Annotated in this window: 16 protein-coding genes; 8 read left to right on the top strand and 8 right to left on the bottom strand. The window is 61.8% G+C overall.

The window, feature by feature from the left end; genetic code table 11:
• Positions 1–5: 5 nt before the first annotated feature.
• Together ABDZ98_RS11365 and ABDZ98_RS11360 are read right to left on the bottom strand one after the other, a co-directional pair.
• Positions 6–1826: an AMP-binding protein gene (locus ABDZ98_RS11365; protein WP_343807876.1), complete on the bottom strand. Its 1821-nt coding sequence runs from the start codon at positions 1824–1826 to the stop codon at positions 6–8.
• On the bottom strand, positions 1826–2473 hold the full coding sequence (locus tag ABDZ98_RS11360; protein WP_343807873.1) for an acetyltransferase: 648 nt from the start codon (positions 2471–2473) through the stop codon (positions 1826–1828). Before ABDZ98_RS11360 ends, ABDZ98_RS11365 begins: the two co-directional genes overlap by 1 nt.
• 209 nt (positions 2474–2682) lie before the next feature.
• On the opposite strand from ABDZ98_RS11360, the gene otsB reads away from it, so the two are divergent.
• The 3 genes from otsB to ABDZ98_RS11345 are packed head-to-tail and all read left to right on the top strand — an operon-like array spanning position 2683 to position 6601.
• Positions 2683–3381 carry a trehalose-phosphatase gene (otsB, locus tag ABDZ98_RS11355; protein WP_343807870.1) on the top strand — a complete coding sequence of 233 codons (699 nt, stop codon included), beginning with the start codon at positions 2683–2685 and terminating at the stop codon, positions 3379–3381.
• A complete protein-coding gene (locus ABDZ98_RS11350) occupies positions 3366–5192 on the top strand; it encodes a glycoside hydrolase family 15 protein (RefSeq protein WP_425543040.1) in 1827 nt (608 codons plus the stop codon). The genes otsB and ABDZ98_RS11350 overlap by 16 nt, the downstream gene beginning before the upstream one ends.
• 23 nt (positions 5193–5215) lie before the next feature.
• On the top strand, positions 5216–6601 hold the full coding sequence (locus ABDZ98_RS11345; RefSeq protein ID WP_343807864.1) for an alpha,alpha-trehalose-phosphate synthase (UDP-forming): 1386 nt from the start codon (positions 5216–5218) through the stop codon (positions 6599–6601).
• Between the two features lie 30 nt (positions 6602–6631).
• On the opposite strand, the gene ABDZ98_RS11340 is transcribed toward ABDZ98_RS11345, so the two are convergent.
• The 3 genes from ABDZ98_RS11340 to ABDZ98_RS11330 form a co-directional block, all read right to left on the bottom strand.
• Complete coding sequence (locus tag ABDZ98_RS11340; protein ID WP_343807861.1) at positions 6632–7090, bottom strand: response regulator; 459 nt, start codon at positions 7088–7090, stop codon at positions 6632–6634.
• Positions 7091–7213: 123 nt separating this feature from the next.
• Positions 7214–7636, bottom strand: a complete 423-nt coding sequence (locus ABDZ98_RS11335) for an MAPEG family protein (RefSeq protein WP_343807858.1) — start codon at positions 7634–7636, stop codon at positions 7214–7216.
• Positions 7637–7707: 71 nt separating this feature from the next.
• The gene (locus ABDZ98_RS11330) at positions 7708–8670 is read right to left on the bottom strand and encodes a threonine ammonia-lyase (protein ID WP_343807855.1); all 963 of its coding nucleotides are present in this window, start codon (positions 8668–8670) and stop codon (positions 7708–7710) included.
• 120 nt (positions 8671–8790) lie between these two features.
• Between ABDZ98_RS11330 and ABDZ98_RS11325 the strand changes: the two genes are divergently transcribed.
• From ABDZ98_RS11325 to ABDZ98_RS11305, 5 genes are all read left to right on the top strand, one after another.
• A complete protein-coding gene (locus tag ABDZ98_RS11325) occupies positions 8791–9846 on the top strand; it encodes a 1,9-bis(guanidino)-5-aza-nonane synthase (protein ID WP_343807852.1) in 1056 nt (351 codons plus the stop codon).
• Positions 9847–10091: 245 nt separating this feature from the next.
• Positions 10092–11294: a type III PLP-dependent enzyme gene (locus ABDZ98_RS11320; protein WP_343807849.1), complete on the top strand. Its 1203-nt coding sequence runs from the start codon at positions 10092–10094 to the stop codon at positions 11292–11294.
• Between the two features lie 54 nt (positions 11295–11348).
• Positions 11349–11792, top strand: a complete 444-nt coding sequence (locus ABDZ98_RS11315) for an ATP-dependent zinc protease family protein (RefSeq protein WP_343807847.1) — start codon at positions 11349–11351, stop codon at positions 11790–11792.
• 2 nt (positions 11793–11794) lie between these two features.
• Positions 11795–12706 (top strand): 30S ribosomal protein S6--L-glutamate ligase, encoded by a 912-nt coding sequence (rimK, locus tag ABDZ98_RS11310; RefSeq protein ID WP_343807844.1) that lies wholly within the window; start codon positions 11795–11797, stop codon positions 12704–12706.
• Entirely contained in the window at positions 12693–13763 is a 1071-nt protein-coding gene (locus tag ABDZ98_RS11305; protein WP_343807841.1) for a succinylglutamate desuccinylase/aspartoacylase family protein, read from the top strand. The genes rimK and ABDZ98_RS11305 overlap by 14 nt, the downstream gene beginning before the upstream one ends.
• 52 nt (positions 13764–13815) lie before the next feature.
• Here the strand turns inward: ABDZ98_RS11305 and ABDZ98_RS11300 are convergent, their stop codons facing one another.
• The 3 genes from ABDZ98_RS11300 to murI form a co-directional block, all read right to left on the bottom strand.
• Positions 13816–14346 carry a hypothetical protein gene (locus ABDZ98_RS11300; protein WP_343807839.1) on the bottom strand — a complete coding sequence of 177 codons (531 nt, stop codon included), beginning with the start codon at positions 14344–14346 and terminating at the stop codon, positions 13816–13818.
• A gap of 108 nt (positions 14347–14454) precedes the next feature.
• The gene (gene hemA, locus ABDZ98_RS11295) at positions 14455–15675 is read right to left on the bottom strand and encodes a 5-aminolevulinate synthase (RefSeq protein ID WP_343808947.1); all 1221 of its coding nucleotides are present in this window, start codon (positions 15673–15675) and stop codon (positions 14455–14457) included.
• Positions 15676–15793: 118 nt separating this feature from the next.
• On the bottom strand, positions 15794–16591 hold the full coding sequence (murI, locus tag ABDZ98_RS11290) for a glutamate racemase (RefSeq protein ID WP_343807836.1): 798 nt from the start codon (positions 16589–16591) through the stop codon (positions 15794–15796).
• Positions 16592–16618 lie beyond the last annotated feature (27 nt).

The raw sequence follows: 16618 nt of genomic DNA, 5'->3' as shown, positions 1-16618 counted from the left end.
CGCGCTCAACCTGCCAGCTCTGCAATGGCGCGGTGAAGGTCACCCAGCGTTGCAATCCCGGCAATGCGGGCTGCGGGAATGGTTATGGCGAAGTGCTTTTCTGCCTCCAGGATCAGGCTCAATTGTGAAAAACTGTCCCAGCCTGCCACCTGATCGGGTCCGGAGCGCAATGTCAGGCCTTGTGCAGGCTGGCGGAAGACGTCGCTGGCCATGGCGATCACGGCCTCTTCCAGGTCCTGCCGAGTGGCCTGTTGCGGGTCGCTTGCCGTTTGATCCTGGCCAGCCTCGGCCAGCAACTGCTGCCTGATGGTTGCCAGTTGCGGCTTGCCGGATATGCCGCGCGCAATGGAGCTGGCGATGGATATGCGGCGCGGGACCTTTTGCGCTTCCAGGTGTCGGCGGGCGTGATCGAACAGATCATCGATCGAAGCGTCACCTTCCACCACCACCATGCTGGCGGCGATCTCTCCGAATGTGGCATCGTCCAGCGCCACGCTCACGCACTCGCGAACGGCAGCATGTTTGAGCATGACCTCGTCAATTTCCTCTGGCCGGATCAGGAATCCGCCAGACATGATGATGTTCTTGAGCCGCCCGGTCATGGCATAGCTGCCATCATCGTTGCGGCGGGCCAGATCGCCGGTTTTCAGCCAACCATCGGCGGTGAAGCTGGCGCTGGTGCGGGCATCATTGCGCCAATAGCCGGGGAAGATATTGTCTCCGCGCAGCTGCAATTCGCCCTCGCTGCCCGATGCAGGATCAATCCGCGCCTCACAATCGACGGGCTTTCCAATTGTGCCGCGCGGTCCCATTTCATCGTGCGGTCCGGCGTAGAGCGCGCTGGCGACCGTTTCGGTCAGGCCGTAATGGTTGGCAAGGGGATGGCCAAAGCGCTGCTCCAGCCGCGCCCACAAATCCTCCGGCAACTTGGCCGCCACCGATTGCAGCGATGCAAGTTCGGGCGCGTCGAAATAATCGTCATGCGCGCCATAGGCGTCCACCATCGCCCAGATCGTGGGAACGGTGATGAAATGGGTGGCGCGCCGCGCACGCACCTGCGCCAGCCATTGCTCCATGCCCACCAGCGAAAATCCGCCAGCGCGGATAATGGTGCTGCCATTCAGGGCGGCCAGCACCGGCCCCTGGATCATGCCGTCGGCGTGGGCCAGGATCATGTCATTGAAGATGCGCGAGTGCCTGTCATAGGCGAACAGCCGCGTCAGCGTGGCAAGATTGGCGAACAGGTTGCCGCTGGTGATCTGCACACCGCTCGGCTCCGCCGTGGTGCCCGACGTGAACAGCAAATAGGCAAGGCTGGCGGTATCTTCGGGCAGCGCAGGTTCGCGCATTGCTGGGGAGGGGGGCAGGCCCGGAGAAGCTGGCGATGCGCGCCCGGCTAGTCGCGCCAGCACGCCCGGCTTCGGTGCAGATTGGGCCGCCGCATGCGTGCTGAACTGGAACAGTGCCGGTGGAAGCCCGGTAAGCAGTCCGGTTGCGGGCTGCTCGCCATCATGGATGAGGCATTTCGGCTCCACTGCGGCAATGATCGCCTCCAGCCGTGGCTGCGGCGTATCGGTTGCCAGATTGACCGGCACCTTGCCATCCAGCAGCGCGGCCATGAAGCTGGATATGGCGGCAAATTCATTGGTGGTGCGGATTACCACCCGTTCGCCCGCTGCCATTCCCGCTCCGTCAAACAGCGCCAGCCAGCGGCCTATCGCGTCCCTCAGTGCGGCATAATTGTGGTCGCCGTACGGAGACAGCAGAAAGGGCCGCCGTCCGCCATCGCAAATCGCCTGCCACATGCTGGCGCAATTGCCCTGCATCACTCCCCTCCGGTGATTTGCAGGCTGGAGGCGCGCGGCTTGAACGGCTTGGCAACCGCCGGATTGCCCGCGACGATGCAGTTATCGGGCACGTTCTTGCGCACCACCGCTCCGGCAGAGACGATGGAGTTGGCACCAATCCGCACATCGGGCTGCACCGTGGCACCAGCACCGATCACGCTGTTTTCGCCCACGCGAATGTCTCCCGCCAGCGTTGCGCCGGGGCCGATGCTGACGCGGTCTCCCAACAGCACGTGATGGCCAACAGATGCCGCGCGATTGACCAGCACGGCTTCACCGATGATGGTCGCCCCGCCGATCACCGCGCCGGCATTGATGAAGCTGCCTTCGCCGATCCGTGCAGACTGCGGCAGGATGGCGGTGGGATCGATCAGCGCCTGCGCCAGCTCCAGCCCCAGCGCGCGGGCCTGCTCTATCAATTCGCCGCGTCGGTGCGGAGAAAAGGCGCAGGCGATGAAGCGCCCGCCTGGCGGGGCAGCGAAGTCCCGCAGATCGACAATGCGGCTTCGGTCCAGCATGCGCGGCGTATCGTTCACGCTGACGGCGGCGGAAATGGCAATGCCACACCGGATCAGCGTTTCCTCGATTTCTACGATCAGTGGCGATCTTATTCCGAACAGGATCATCGCCATGCTTAACCACGTTGCGCGGATGATTTGAAGGACGGCATCAGTGAAATCCCTCAGTATATTTTCGAAAAGCGCATTTATGGGCTCTCGGGCGTAATTTTCCGGCCTGCGGCACCATCGCGCATTGACCATCGCCGCATGGTCTTTATTGCAATGCAGCAATGACAGGAGCGAACGTCCTCCCACCACCCCCCGGCCTGAGCGCAATGCTCGGCAACGGACCGCTCGCCTTGTTCCTGGATTTTGATGGCACTCTGGTGGAGATTGCCCCCACGCCTGACGCGATTGAGGTTCCCCAAGCTCTCGCAGCAAGGCTGCATGATCTCGCCGCGCGGCTGGAAGGGCGGCTGGGGCTGATAAGCGGCAGGGGCATTGCGGATATAGAGAGCCATCTTGGCCCGTTGCAGATTGCCCGCGCCGGATCGCACGGCATCGATCGCCGCCTGCCCGATGGCACGCCGCTGGGCGGGCAACCGCTGGCGTTTCCCCGCTCGGTCAGCGACGAATTGCAGGCTTTCGCCTGTGCCAACGGCTTTTCGCTGGAGAGCAAGCCGCACGGTGCCGCGCTGCATTATCGCGCCCGGCCAGAGCTGGAAGGGCAGGGGCTGGCCTTCGCGCAGGATCTGGCGGGCAGGCACCAGTTGCTGCTCAAACGCGGCAAATGCGTGATCGAACTGGTCCATCCCGGCGCGGACAAGGGCGGGGCGGTGCGCGCCTTCATGCAGGATGATATGTTCGCAGGCTCTCGGCCGCTGTTTATCGGCGATGATGTGACAGATGAGGACGGCTTTGCCGCCGTGCTCGAATTCGGAGGAACCGGCATTTTGATTGGTGATCGTGAACCCACACTGGCGCAATATCGCCTTGCAGACCCTGCGCAGCTCTATCAATGGCTCGGCCTGTGAACGCGCTCGGCAAGGGGCAAAGCCAGCCCGATCTGGAACTGTGGCCGGTCGGCAATTGCCAGGTTTCCGGCCTGATGGACACGCGCGCCGGTCTGGTGTGGGGCTGCGTGCCGCGGGTGGATGGCGATCCGGCCTTTTGTTCGCTGATCAATGGCGACGCGGCCAATGTCGGCGTCTGGCGGTTCGAGCTGGAGGGTCAGGTTTCTGCCACCCAGCATTATGTCCGCAACACCCCGATCCTGATCACAAGGCTTGAGGCCGAGGACGGCAGCGCGGTCGAAATTTCCGATTTCTGCCCGCGTTTCGAACGGTCCGGCCGGATGTACCGCCCGGTGGCCTTCATCCGCATCGTGCGCCCGGTTGCCGGCGCTCCGCGGATGAAAGTGACGCTCAAGCCGATGCGCGATTATGGTGCCAGCGTGGCGGAAACCACCAATGGCACCAACCATATCCGCTACCTCACCACCGGGCAGGCACTGCGTCTCACCACCGATGCGCCGATCGGCTACGTGCTCGACCAGCGCACCTACCGGGTAGAGACCGACCAGCATTTCTTCCTTGGACCAGATGAGCCGTTCAGCGGCAATATCCGCAGCGAAGTCAGGCGGATGGAGGCCAATACCAAGAAATACTGGCAACTGTGGGTGCGCAGTCTGGCAACGCCGTTTGAATGGCAGGAGGAGGTGATCCGCTGCGCCATCACGCTGAAATTGTGCCAGCATGAGGAGACGGGCGCGATTGTCGCTGCGCTGACAACCTCGATCCCCGAAGCGCCCGGAAGTGAGCGCAACTGGGACTATCGCTACTGCTGGATCCGCGATTCCTATTACACCGTGCAGGCGCTGAACCGGCTGGGCGCGCTGGACGTGCTGGAGAACTATCTCGCCTATCTGCGCAACATCGTGGACAACGCCAAGGGCGGGCAGATCCAGCCGCTCTATTCGGTGATGGGCGTGGCCGAACTGGATGAGACGACCGCGCCTTACCTGGCCGGTTATCGCAACACCGGGCCGGTGCGCGTGGGCAATGCGGCCTACAAGCAGATCCAGCACGATTGCTATGGCCAGATCGTGCTGCCCACGGTGCAGGGTTTCCTCGACAAACGTCTTTTGCGCATTGCCGGGGATACCGATTTTGAATCGCTGGAGCAGGTGGGTGAGACCGCCTGGCAGATGCATGACCAGCCCGATGCCGGCCTGTGGGAATTCCGCACCCGCAAGGAAGTGCACACCTATTCTGCGGTGATGAGCTGGGCCGCCTGCGACCGCCTCTCCACCGTGGCGGAATATCTGGGCAAGGCGGACCGGGCCAAGTTCTGGCGCGACCGGGCCGATATCGTGCGTGAGACAATCGACAAGGAAGCCTGGGTCGAGAACGACGAAGGCGGGCACTACGGCGCCAGTTTCGAAAGCGATTACCTCGATGCCAGCCTGCTGCAATTGCTGGAGCTGCGTTTTATCGAGCCTGATGACGAGCGCTTCCAGTCCACCTTCCGTCAGGTGGAGCGCGATCTGCGGCGCGGCGAGCATATGCTGCGCTATGCCGCGGAGGATGATTTCGGCGCGCCGGAAACCGCGTTCAACATCTGCACTTTCTGGCTGATCGAGGCGCTGGCGCTGTGCGGACGCAAGGACGAGGCGCGCGAATTGTTCTGCACCATGCTAGGGCACCGCACGGCCTCTGGTCTGTTGTCCGAGGATATGGACTTCGAAACCGGCGAATTGTGGGGCAACTTCCCGCAAACCTACTCGCTGGTAGGAGTGATAAACTGCGCGGGCCTGCTGTCCAAGAGCTGGAATACCGTGCGCTAGAGCGCCGGTTGTTAAGGAGAACAATGAGCCGATTAGTCGTCATTTCGAACAGGGTCGCAGTGCCCAAGGCGCGCGGCGCAGCGGGCGCGCAAGGCGGGCTGGCGGGTGCGCTCAATTCCGCGCTCAAGGAAAATGGCGGGATCTGGTTCGGCTGGTCCGGGCAGGAGTGTGAGGAGTTTACCGGCTCACTCAATATCCAGCGATCAACCGACGGTGTCACCACTGCGACCATCGATCTGGAGACGCAGGACGTTGAGGAATATTACAACGGCTATGCCAATTCCACGCTCTGGCCGCTGTTCCATTACCGCATCGACCTGACCGAATATGAGCGCGAATTCGGCAAGGGCTATGAACGCGTCAATGAACGTTTTGCCCAAAGCGTGCAGCCGCTGATCGAACCTGACGATCTCGTGTGGGTGCACGATTACCACCTGATGCCGCTGGGGGAGCGGCTGCGGGCGCGGGGCCTGAAGAACAAGCTGGGGTTCTTCCTGCACATCCCCTGGCCGCCATCCAACCTGTTCGTCTCGCTGCCTTATCATGAGCGGCTGGTGGAAAGCCTGCTGCATTATGACCTGCTCGGCTTCCAGAATGACGAATGGCTGGAGAGCTTCCTGCATTATTGCACCAAGGAGCTGGGAGCCGATGTGGAGCGGGCTACGGGCCGGGTCACGCTGAACGGCCGCACCACTATCGCGCGTGCCTACCCCATTGGCATCGATTATGATTTCTTCATGCAGAAGGGTGCCAGCGATCTGGCCAAATCGGCGCAGGACCGGCTGGCTGTCAGCCTGCGTGGCCGAACCTGCATGATCGGCGTGGACCGGCTCGATTATTCCAAGGGATTGCCGGAGCGGATCGATGGCATCGGGCGCTTCTTCGATATGGAGCCGGAAAGGGTCGAGGACCTAGTCTTCATCCAGATCGCGCCGCCCAGCCGCGAGGATATCGGTTCCTATCAGAAGATCCGCGAAACGCTGGAGCAGAAGACCGGGCAGATCAACGGTGCGCGTTCCGATGTGGACCTGGTGCCGATCCGCTATGTCAACAAGGGCTATTCGCAGGAGGAGCTGTTCGGCTTCTATCGCGCCTCCAAGATCGGGCTGGTTACCCCGCTGCGTGACGGGATGAACCTGGTGGCAAAGGAATATGTCGCGGCGCAGGACCCTGAGGATCCCGGCGTGCTGATCCTGTCTCGTTTTGCCGGTGCCGCACAGCAGATGCAGGATGCCCTCCTGATCAATCCGCACAGCCCGGACGATCTGGCGCATAATATCCGCATCGCGCTCGACATGCCTCTGGAGGAGCGCAAGGAGCGTCATGAAAAGCTGATCGTTACCGTGCGCGAGGAAAATGTGCTGCGCTGGACGGAGAACTTCATCGGCGACATGGAACAGCTTCCCTGAAAGGGCAGCGTATCGCGGTGATTGCGCCAGTCAGATGAAGACGCGCTTGGGCGTATCTTCCTTGCTTCGGCGAAGCTGGAATTCGGCCCATTCCTCCAGGTCGCGATGTTTGGGCCGCTCTGCCCGCGCGCGCAGGGTCTGGTTTACCCGCCACACCAGGAACTTGGGATCTACGGGTTTGCGGATATAATCCTGCGCGCCGAGGAAATAGGCCTGACTTTCATCCTCCGCACCGGCGATGCTGGTGAACATGATAATCGGCAGATCATAGAATTGCGGAGAATTGCGCAGGCGGCGCAGCAGGCTGGTGCCATTTTCACCGGGCATGTTCTGATCCAGCAGGAGCAGGTCCGGGCGGCGCCAGGCCAGCAGTTTTTCCGCCTCCTTCGCATCTGACACCCAGCCGCAGGCATGGCCTTCGGATATCAGAATCTCGGACGCCAGTTCGGCTACGATGTCATCGTCGTCGACGATAAGGATATGCGCCATGGGCGGCCTCTCAAGTCCGGCTCCTCCATCTTGGGGGTGCCTGCCAGTTCACTTGTAAAGCGGCAGAGGGAATTGTTGGTTTCCCCGGTGGTAGGCAGAAGTCCCTAAAGCGCGGCGTTTGTGTCAGATCGTCAACTGCACGGCGCGAACGGCCATTGTCATCAGCACCAGGCTGGAAACGCCGAACAGCGTCAGGCGAACAGGGATGGTGTTAACCAGCGCCTGCCACAGGGAATGGGCCACGCGCAGAGCCACATATGCCCACGCGAGCCACACATCCAATTGCGCCGCACCGGCAATCGCCAGGATCATCACCAACGCATAGAAAATGGTCGGCTGTTCCATCAGGTGGTTGTAATTATGTGCTTTCCACTGCGTCTCGGCTGGCAGCACTCCATCAAGATCAGAGCCCCGGCCACCCCGCGACCGCTCCGGCGGCAATTGCAGTCTGGCAAGCGCGGGCAGGCGGGTAACACCCATCCAGATCAGCATGATCAGCGTCCATGCGACAAGCACGGCTGCGGGCGCGAGAATTTGGGTCTGCATGGCTGGTCCCCCTTGCCTCCAATGACAGGTGGAGGCTGGGGTATCGAAAATAGATTGTCAATTGAAACCCATTAATGTCCGGCGACGATCCTGGCAAAGGATTGCGGGTCCACGTTGCCGCCCGTGGCGATGACAACGGTGGCATCGTCGAGCTGCGCCTTGCCTGCCAGAGCGGCGGCCAGCGCCACCGCTCCGCCCGGCTCCAGCACCAGCCGCAGGCGTGAAAAGGCGAAGCGCTGTGCGTGTGCCACCTCGGCCTCGCTCACGCGCAGGCCAAAGGCGCAGCGGCGGGAGATGACTTCGAAATTGATCGCGCCGGTTGCGAACGTTTGCAGCGCATCGCAGGCGGTGGGGGGAGGGCTGTCTGACACACGCTCTATCCGGCCACTCTCGATCGAACGGCAGACATCGTCCCAGCCTTCAGGCTCCACCGGGACGACCTCGCTATCGGGACAGGCCAGCGCCAGGCCCGCGGTCAGCCCGCCGCCGCCGCAACACACCAGTATGCGCGCTGGCTGGCGGCCCAGCTGGGCGGCGATTTCTATTCCGGCGCTGCCTTGCCCCTCGATCACCCACGGATCGGCAAAGGCATGGACGTAGGCTGCCCCGCGTTCGGCCGCCAGCGCGGTGGCAATGGCCTCCCGGTCCTCGTTCATGCGGTCATAGAAGATCACCTGCGCGCCAAGCTCCCGCGTGCGCGCCACCTTTATCGCTGGGGCGTCTGAGGGCATGACGATAGTCGCCGCCATGCCCAGCCGCCGCGCCGCCCAGGCCACGCCCTGCGCGTGATTGCCGCTGGACACCGCCACTACGCCGCGCTGGCGTTCGGCCTGTGAAAGTGCGCTCAGCCGGTGCCATGCGCCGCGGATCTTGAAAGCGCCGACAGGTTGCAGGCATTCCGCCTTGATCCAGAACTTGCGCCCCTCATGCTCCACCGGCAAAAGCGGGGTTGGCGGCAGGATTTGCGCCATTTTTGCCGCCGCTTCCTGCACTCCGGCAAGATCGGGCCTTCGCATGGAAGCATTATCCGTCATAATGGGCATTCAAATACATGTTTACGAAGGCCCTGCCAGCGACTATCGCGCGCGCCCTTCGCCCGGGAACCCCTGAAGATGTGGGTCCGTTGACCCGGCAACTGGATCTGGAGATTTTACATGAGCGAGTCCCCCGTCAACGATGTGCGCAAGGCCGAGCTGCTCTCGACCGAAGTCGAGCATATCGACATCACCAAATTCGATGCGCGTCCGATTGTGGATGCGATGGGCAAGATGAGCTTTACCAGCCGCGATCTGGCGCGCGCCACGCGCATCTATAACCAGATGCTGGAAGACAAGGATTGCACCATCTTCCTGGTCATCGCCGGTTCCACCAGCGCGGGCGGCTGCATGGATCTGTATGCCGAGCTGATCCGCTCCAACATGGTCGATTGCGTGGTCGCCACGGGTGCCACCATCGTCGACATGGATTTCTTCGAAGGGCTTGGCCACAAGCATTATCAGGCGCTGGAAGTGCCCGACGATAATATCCTGCGCAGCCTCTACATCGATCGTATCTACGATACCTATATCGATGAGGAGCAGTTGCAGGATTGCGACTTCACCATCAACGCCATCGCCAATTCGCTGGAGGCAAAGCCTTATTCCAGCCGCGCCTTCATCCGCGAGATGGGCAAGTATCTGGCCCAGCATGGCAAGAAGGACAACAGCCTGGTCAAGCTGGCTTACGAGCATGACGTGCCGATTTTCTGCCCGGCTTTCGTCGACAGCTCCGCCGGGTTCGGCCTGGTCAAGCATCAGGTGGACCGGATGAAGGAAGGCAAGCCCTACATGGTGCTGGATGCCATCGCCGATTTCCGTGAGCTGACCGACATCAAGATCAAGTCCGGCGATTCGGGCCTGCTGATGGTGGGCGGCGGCGTGCCCAAGAACTTTATCCAGGACACCGTCGTTTGCGCCGAGATCCTGGGTCATGAAGACGTGTCAGTGCACAAATATGCGGTGCAGATCACCGTGGCAGACGTGCGCGACGGGGCCTGTTCCTCCTCCACGCTGCAGGAAGCGGCGAGCTGGGGCAAGGTCAACACCGCTATCGAACAGATGGTGTTTGCAGAGGCCGGCTCGGTCATGCCGCTGCTGGCATCGGATGCGTATCACCGTGAGCACTGGAAGACCCGCGACAAGCGTCGCTGGGCCAAGTTGTTCGAAGGCTGATTGCTTGCTGGCGGGCTCGATCAGCGAGCCCGCCAGTTCAGCCCTCGCCGTGACGAAGGCGGGGCGGGCTTCGGGTGCAGAAATCCTGAACATTTCGGAACACTTGGGCTGGCGAAGCGTGGTGTAGATATGCGCTTTGTTCTTGCACAATTTCCAACGGCGCTTATATGCGCCCTTCCGCTGCCCCAAGGGGACTTCCAACCGCAAGGCAGCTTGTGACGAATTGCTCCTGGGGGTCCCTTGAATTGCACGATTTTCCTGACGCAAAAGCTGTAGTCCGCGCCCTTTCGCCGGATGAAGCTGTAATTCTCAACCGCCCGCATGCTGCGGCGCGGGCAGCGCGTTTCTTTACCGAGAAATTCCCCGGCACGGCGATGTATGCGGTGAAGGCCAATCCTTCCCCCGATCTGCTGCGCATCCTGTGGGCCGAAGGCGTGACGCATTATGACGTCGCTTCCATCGGTGAAGTGCGCATGGTGCGTGAGACTTTGCCGGAAGCGAAACTGTGCTTCATGCACCCGGTCAAGACCAGCTCGGCCATTACCGAAGCATATAATGTGCACGGTGTGCGCACCTTCAGCCTCGATACGATGGAAGAGCTGGAGAAAATCGTCCAGGCGACCCAGAGCGATGCTGGCGAGCCTGCACAGGACCTGCAACTGCTGGTCCGCCTGCGCGTGTCTTCCGAACATTCCGAGCTCTCGCTGGCGGCCAAGTTCGGCGTCGATCTGGCCGATGCCGCACCCCTGCTGCAGGCCACCCGCCAGTATTGCGATGCGCTGGGCATCTGTTTCCATGTCGGCAGCCAGGCGATGACGCCGTTCGCCTATGTGCAGGCGCTGGAGCGTGTGCGCGCGGCGATTGCGGAGGCTGCTGTCACTGTCGACATCATCGATGTGGGCGGCGGTTTTCCCAGCGTCTATCCCGATCTCGATCCGCCGGCGCTGGAGGACTACTTCCAGCAGATCCACCACCATTTCGAAGCGCTGCCGATTTCCTATTCGGCGGAGCTGTGGGCGGAGCCGGGCCGGGCATTGTGCGCCGAATATTCCAGCCTGATCGTCAAGGTGGAAAAGCGCCGCGGCGATGAGCTGTATATCAATGACGGTGCCTATGGCGCGCTGTTCGATGCCGCGCATGTCGACTGGCGTTTCCCCGTTGTGGCGCTGGAGGATGACCTGACCCAGCCGCTGGCTGAATTCTCCTTCTATGGCCCCACCTGCGACGATGCGGACTACATGAAGGGCCCCTTCATGCTGCCGGCGGACATCCAGGCGGGCGACTTCATCGAAATCGGCATGCTGGGCGCCTATGGCGCGGCCATGCAGACCCGCTTCAACGGTTTTGGCGCCAGCGTGGCTGCAATTGTGCACGATGAGCCGATGGCCAGCCTGTACCGCGGTGACCGCCAGCGTCCACAAAGCGACAACGTGGTGAGTTTGCGCTAAGACCCTGATTTTCCGCATTTGGAAACGGGGGGCTAATTGGCAAAACCAAGGACTTTGATCGGCTGGCGGGAGCGGGTGGACCTGCCCGATCTCGGACTGCTGGGGATCGTCGCCAAGATCGATACCGGTGCGCGGACATCCGCCCTGCATGTCGATCACATAGAGGAACTGCCATCGGAGGACGGCGGCAAGAAGCGCCTGCGTTTCTCACGATGGCACAGCCGTGGCTCGGTCAGCGAACGCAGCTGGGTGATGGAAGTCGACGAGCTGCGCAAGATCAAGAGCTCCAACGGCACGTTTGAACACCGCTTCGTGATCTCCACACCCTTCGTGCTGGGGCCGGTCACGGCGACGATAGAATTGACCCTTACTGACCGCAGCGACATGCGGTATGAAATGCTTATTGGCAGATCGGCGATGAGGCGCCGCTTCATGATCGATCCTGCCCGCTCTTTTCTGGCAACAGATGGCGCGCCCCTGAAATCCCAAGGAGAATAGCGATGCGATTCGCGATGTTGGCGCGCAACCCCAATCTTTACACGCACAAGCGGCTGGTCGAGGCTGCCGAGCAGCGTGGGCATGAGATTGAGATCATCAACACCACCAAGTGCTTCATGGAAATCACCTCGCACCGTCCCACCATTCATTATGCCGGGCGCATTTTCCGCGCGGGCGATTTCGATGCGGTGATCCCGCGCATCGGTGCCTCGATCACATTCTATGGCCTGGCAGTGCTGCGCCAGTTCGAGATGATGGGCGTGTTTCCGCTCAACGAGTCAGTCGGCATCGGGCGTTCGCGCGACAAGCTGCGGTCCTTGCAGCTGCTGGCGCGCGACGGCATCGGCCTGCCGGTCACCGCCTTCGCACAGGATGCCAAGCAGGCGGATGACGTGCTGGAAGTGGTTGGCGGCGCACCGGTGGTGATCAAGCTGCTCGAAGGCACGCAGGGCATCGGCGTGGTTCTTGCCGATACCGCAAGATCGGCCAAGTCCGTGTTCGAGGCGTTCCGCAGCGCCAATGTGAACATTCTGGCGCAGGAATTCATCAAGGAAGCCGGTGGCAGCGATATTCGCGCGCTGGTGATTGATGGCAAGGTTGTGGCGGCGATGGAGCGCACCGGCGCCAAGGGCGAATTCCGCTCCAACATTCACCGCGGCGGATCGGCGAAGCAGATCAAGATCACGGCGGAGGAACGCTCCACCGCGGTCCGTTCGGCCAAGGCGATGGGCCTCAATGCCTGCGGCGTGGACATGCTGCGTTCCAATCACGGTCCGGTGGTGATGGAAGTCAATTCCTCGCCCGGTCTGGAAGGTATCGAGGCGGCGACCCAGCTTGACCTCGCAGGCAAGATGATCGAATTCCTCGAAAAGGAAGCGAAGTCGGGGAAGACCAGAACCCGTGGCAAAGGCTGAGAAGACCGGCAAGACTGCGCGCAAGGGGCGCGATTTCACCTTCGCCGATCAGGTGATCGCGCCTGGCGAGATTCGCACTATCGACCTGCCGATCAGCCGCCTTTCCACGCACCAGGAAGTGGCGCTGCCCGTGCGCGTACTCAATGGGCGGCGTGCCGGTCCGGTGCTGTTCGTGAGCGCGGGTATCCACGGGGATGAGATCATCGGCGCGGAAATCATTCGCCGCCTGCTCAAGCTGGTCAGCGTGGATGATCTTGCCGGTACGCTGATATGCATTCCGGTGGTCAACTTCTTCGGCTTCATCTCGCACCAGCGCTACCTGCCCGATCGCCGTGACCTCAACCGCTGTTTCCCCGGATCATCCAGAGGATCGCTGGCGGCACAGCTGGCGCATGTCTTCACCGAAGAGATCATCAGGCGCAGCGACTACGGTATCGATCTGCACTCCGCGGGCCTGCACCGCACCAATCTGCCGCAGACGCGCGTCACGCTGGATCGTCCCGGCGCGCTGGAACTGGCGCGCAGTTTCGGTGCGCCGGTCATCGTTGCCTCGCGCATTCGCGATGGATCGATGCGGCAGGCTGCGGCCGAATGCGATGTGGACGTGATTGTCTACGAATCGGGCGAGGCGCTGCGTTTTGACGAGTTGGCGATTCGGCTGGGGGTGAAGGGGATTTTGCGAACCATGGCCTATCTGGGCATGGGGCGGCGGCGCAACCGCAAGCGTCCATCTTCGCTGTACAGCCGCAAGACCCAGTGGATCAGGGCGCCCGAGGGCGGATTGTTCCGCGCCACCAAGGCGGCGGGCGATCTGGTCGCTGCGGGGGACGTGATCGGTTACCTGTCCGATCCCTTTGGCGATATTGACGACGCCGTGACCAGCAGCGTTTCCGGCATCATCATCGGCCGCTCCAACCTTCCGGTCGTGAACATGGGCGATGCGCTGATGCATATTGCGCAGGTCGAACGGCTTGAAGAGGGCGACGATACGCCGCTGGAACGCTTCGCCGAAGAGGCCTTCAGCGATCCGCTGTTCGATGAGGACGAGGTGATCTGAGGTGATCTGAGGCCCGCCCGCTGCGGCGAGCAGGCCCCGATTACATCACAGTCTAGTCGAAAATGCTCTCACCAAGCGATTCACGAACCGTGGATTCGTGCAGGATGCCCTGGCTGGGAACCTCCGGCTTGAACAATTCGTGGCAGGCCAGGCAGTTCTGCACCAGCCGGTCTCCGATCGCGCGCCACGCCTCGACATCGGTTGATTTGGCTTCGGCCAGCGGCAACGCATCCTGCCCGATCTGGGTCAGGTCATTGGAATGCTTCTGCCAATCCTGATTGGCGACCCATTGCGCATCATATTCGCCCGTGCCTTCGATCTGGATCAGCTGGCCGCCCAGGATCATGTCATAGACCGCGCCGCGCACCTGGTCCCAGTCATGGTCATCGCGCGGCAGGTCGCCATTACCCACGGCCCAGATGTAATCGGCTGATTGGTCGATGATGCCGACCATGGCGGCGTTAATGGGCACTGGCAGCTTTACCTGCGGGGCAGTTCCTTCTTCGGCGACTGCCGGCTCCTCAGCGGCCTGCTGGCAACCAGCAAGCGCGAGGGTCAGAAGGGGAAGGGCGGCAAAAGTCATGATCCTACGCATTGCAATCTCCCGTATATCCGGGCGCACAATGCAGAACGGCATTGCGGCCACTTCCGGAAGGATAGTGCACGCTGTCAGTTTGCGCTTTGATCTAGATCAGGCAGCTTCGCTAAGCTGCAGTTCCATCCGGTCCCAGATTTCCACCAGCGCCTTCGTCAGCTCGGTCATCATCTCTTCTGTATGAGCAGGGCCGGGGGTGAAGCGCAGGCGTTCCGTGCCGCGTGGTACGGTGGGGAAATTGATCGGCTGCACATACACGCCGTACTCGGCCAGCAGGATGTCGCTGATCTTCTTGGCGCGCACCGGATCGCCCACCATCAGCGGAACGATATGGGTGGTGGAATTCATCACCGGCAGGCCGGCATCGCGCATTTTCTGCTTCAGCATGGCGGCAGAGGCCTGCTGGCCTTCACGCTCCACACTGCTTTGCTTCAGGTGGCGCACGGCGGCCAGCACGCCAGCCACCAGAACCGGGCTGAGCGAGGTGGTGAAGATGAAGCCGGGCGCATAGGAGCGGATGCAGTCGATGATCTTGCGATCAGCCGCGACATAGCCGCCCATCACGCCAAATGCCTTGCCCAGCGTGCCTTCGATCAGGTTGATGCGGTGCGCGGCTTCGTCCCGCTCGGAAATACCGCCGCCATGTTCGCCATACATGCCCACGGCGTGCACTTCGTCGATATAGGTCAGCGCATTGTATTTTTCGGCCAGGTCGCAGATCGCGTGGATCGGCGCGACATCGCCATCCATCGAATAGACGCTTTCAAACGCGATCAGCTTGGGCAGGTCCGGATCTTCGGCGGCCAGCAATTCTTCCAGATGCGCCACGTCGTTGTGACGGAAGATGCGCTTTTCGCAGCCGGAATTGCGGATGCCGGCAATCATGCTGGCATGGTTGAATTCGTCAGAGAAAATGATGCAGCCGGGCAGCAGCTTGGCGATGGTGGAAAGCGTGGCGTCATTCGACACATAGCCGCTGGTGAACAGCAGCGCGGCTTCCTTGCCATGCAGGTCGGCCAGTTCGGCCTCCAGCTGGATATGGTAATGGGTGTTGCCGCCGATATTGCGCGTGCCGCCCGAACCGGCGCCGACGTCGTGCAGCGCCTCTTCCATGGCGGTAACCACCTTGGGATGCTGACCCATGGCGAGGTAATCGTTGGAGCACCACACGGTGATCGGCTTGGGGCCGTTATGGCCCGCAAAGCAACGCGCGTTGGGATAGGCACCCTTGTTGCGCAGGATGTCTATGAAAACGCGATAGCGCCCTTCTGAATGCAGACGATCAATCGCCTGGTCAAAGATCTGGTCGTAATTCAGCGTATCTGTCCAAGCTGCACCGCGGTGATGATTGCGGCTTCGAGTCTGTTCAAGTTTCCGGGCGGACTTAGTCAATCCGGCCTGCGGTTTAAAGCCCGATGTTTGCGAATGGCTCGCATTAAAGTCGCAGAATTCTGCCGATTCCGTAGGACTGGAACGCGGGCAGAAGAGGGGAAGGATCTTGGTCATGGCTGGTATCAATCGCGAAATCGTCCTGCGCACGGGCAAAGGACTGTCCCTTGGTCAGGTAGGCGATCCGCCGGGCTATTCCTTGCGCTCCATCAACAAAGCGCACGGACGGGCCGAATTCTTTCCCCAGTTCTTCTTCCAGCAGCGGGAAATGCGTGCACGCCAGCACCACGGTATCGATGTCCGCGCCGCCGGGCTGGCCCAGCAATCCCTCCGCCGCGCGGGCGAAAACTGCCGGGTCGGGCGCAATGCCGCGCATTTTCAGCTCCGCCGCCTGCACCAGCTCGGGCGCGGCGTGGCGCAGCAGGCGCTTGCCCTGCGCATATTGCGCTTCGAGATTATCGACATAGGCCTGGCGGATCGTGGCCCTGGTGCCCAGCAGGCCGATGGTGCCGGTGCGGGTCATTTCCGCGGCGGGCTTGATCGCCGGAACCGTGCCCACGATCGGCACCTCCAGCACTTCGCGCACCATGCCCAGCGCGATGGTGGAGGCGGTGTTGCAGGCGATGCAGATCAGGCGCGGATGATAGCGCTCCGCCAGCCGCCCCAGCAATCCGCACACACGCGCGGCAATCTCCGCCTCGGACTTGTCGCCATAGGGCAGGGCAGCACGGTCGGCGACATAGATGACCGGGGCATCAGGCAGCAACTTTCGCACCTGTTCCAGCACCGTCAGCCCGCCGACACCGGAATCGAAGATCAGGATGGGAGCGGCGGGATCGACCATCCGCGCGGGATGGCCAATGGCTCCCAC

The organism is Alteraurantiacibacter aestuarii (genome assembly GCF_039523595.1).
GTDB classification, from domain to species: Bacteria; Pseudomonadota; Alphaproteobacteria; order Sphingomonadales; family Sphingomonadaceae; genus Alteraurantiacibacter; species Alteraurantiacibacter aestuarii.
The sequence above is the reverse complement of the archived record's forward strand: the minus strand, read 5'-3'. Positions and strand labels throughout refer to the sequence as shown.

Coding starts and splice junctions, on each gene's coding strand:
- ABDZ98_RS11365 (WP_343807876.1), bottom strand. CDS start 1,826: ATGCAGGGCAATTGCGCCAGCATGTGGCAGGCGATTTGCGATGGCGGA.
- ABDZ98_RS11360 (WP_343807873.1), bottom strand. CDS start 2,473: ATGATCCTGTTCGGAATAAGATCGCCACTGATCGTAGAAATCGAGGAA.
- otsB (WP_343807870.1), top strand. CDS start 2,683: ATGCTCGGCAACGGACCGCTCGCCTTGTTCCTGGATTTTGATGGCACT.
- ABDZ98_RS11350 (WP_425543040.1), top strand. CDS start 3,366: ATGGCTCGGCCTGTGAACGCGCTCGGCAAGGGGCAAAGCCAGCCCGAT.
- ABDZ98_RS11345 (WP_343807864.1), top strand. CDS start 5,216: ATGAGCCGATTAGTCGTCATTTCGAACAGGGTCGCAGTGCCCAAGGCG.
- ABDZ98_RS11340 (WP_343807861.1), bottom strand. CDS start 7,090: ATGGCGCATATCCTTATCGTCGACGACGATGACATCGTAGCCGAACTG.
- ABDZ98_RS11335 (WP_343807858.1), bottom strand. CDS start 7,636: ATGCAGACCCAAATTCTCGCGCCCGCAGCCGTGCTTGTCGCATGGACG.
- ABDZ98_RS11330 (WP_343807855.1), bottom strand. CDS start 8,670: ATGACGGATAATGCTTCCATGCGAAGGCCCGATCTTGCCGGAGTGCAG.
- ABDZ98_RS11325 (WP_343807852.1), top strand. CDS start 8,791: ATGAGCGAGTCCCCCGTCAACGATGTGCGCAAGGCCGAGCTGCTCTCG.
- rimK (WP_343807844.1), top strand. CDS start 11,795: ATGCGATTCGCGATGTTGGCGCGCAACCCCAATCTTTACACGCACAAG.
- ABDZ98_RS11300 (WP_343807839.1), bottom strand. CDS start 14,346: ATGACTTTTGCCGCCCTTCCCCTTCTGACCCTCGCGCTTGCTGGTTGC.
- murI (WP_343807836.1), bottom strand. CDS start 16,591: ATGGTCGATCCCGCCGCTCCCATCCTGATCTTCGATTCCGGTGTCGGC.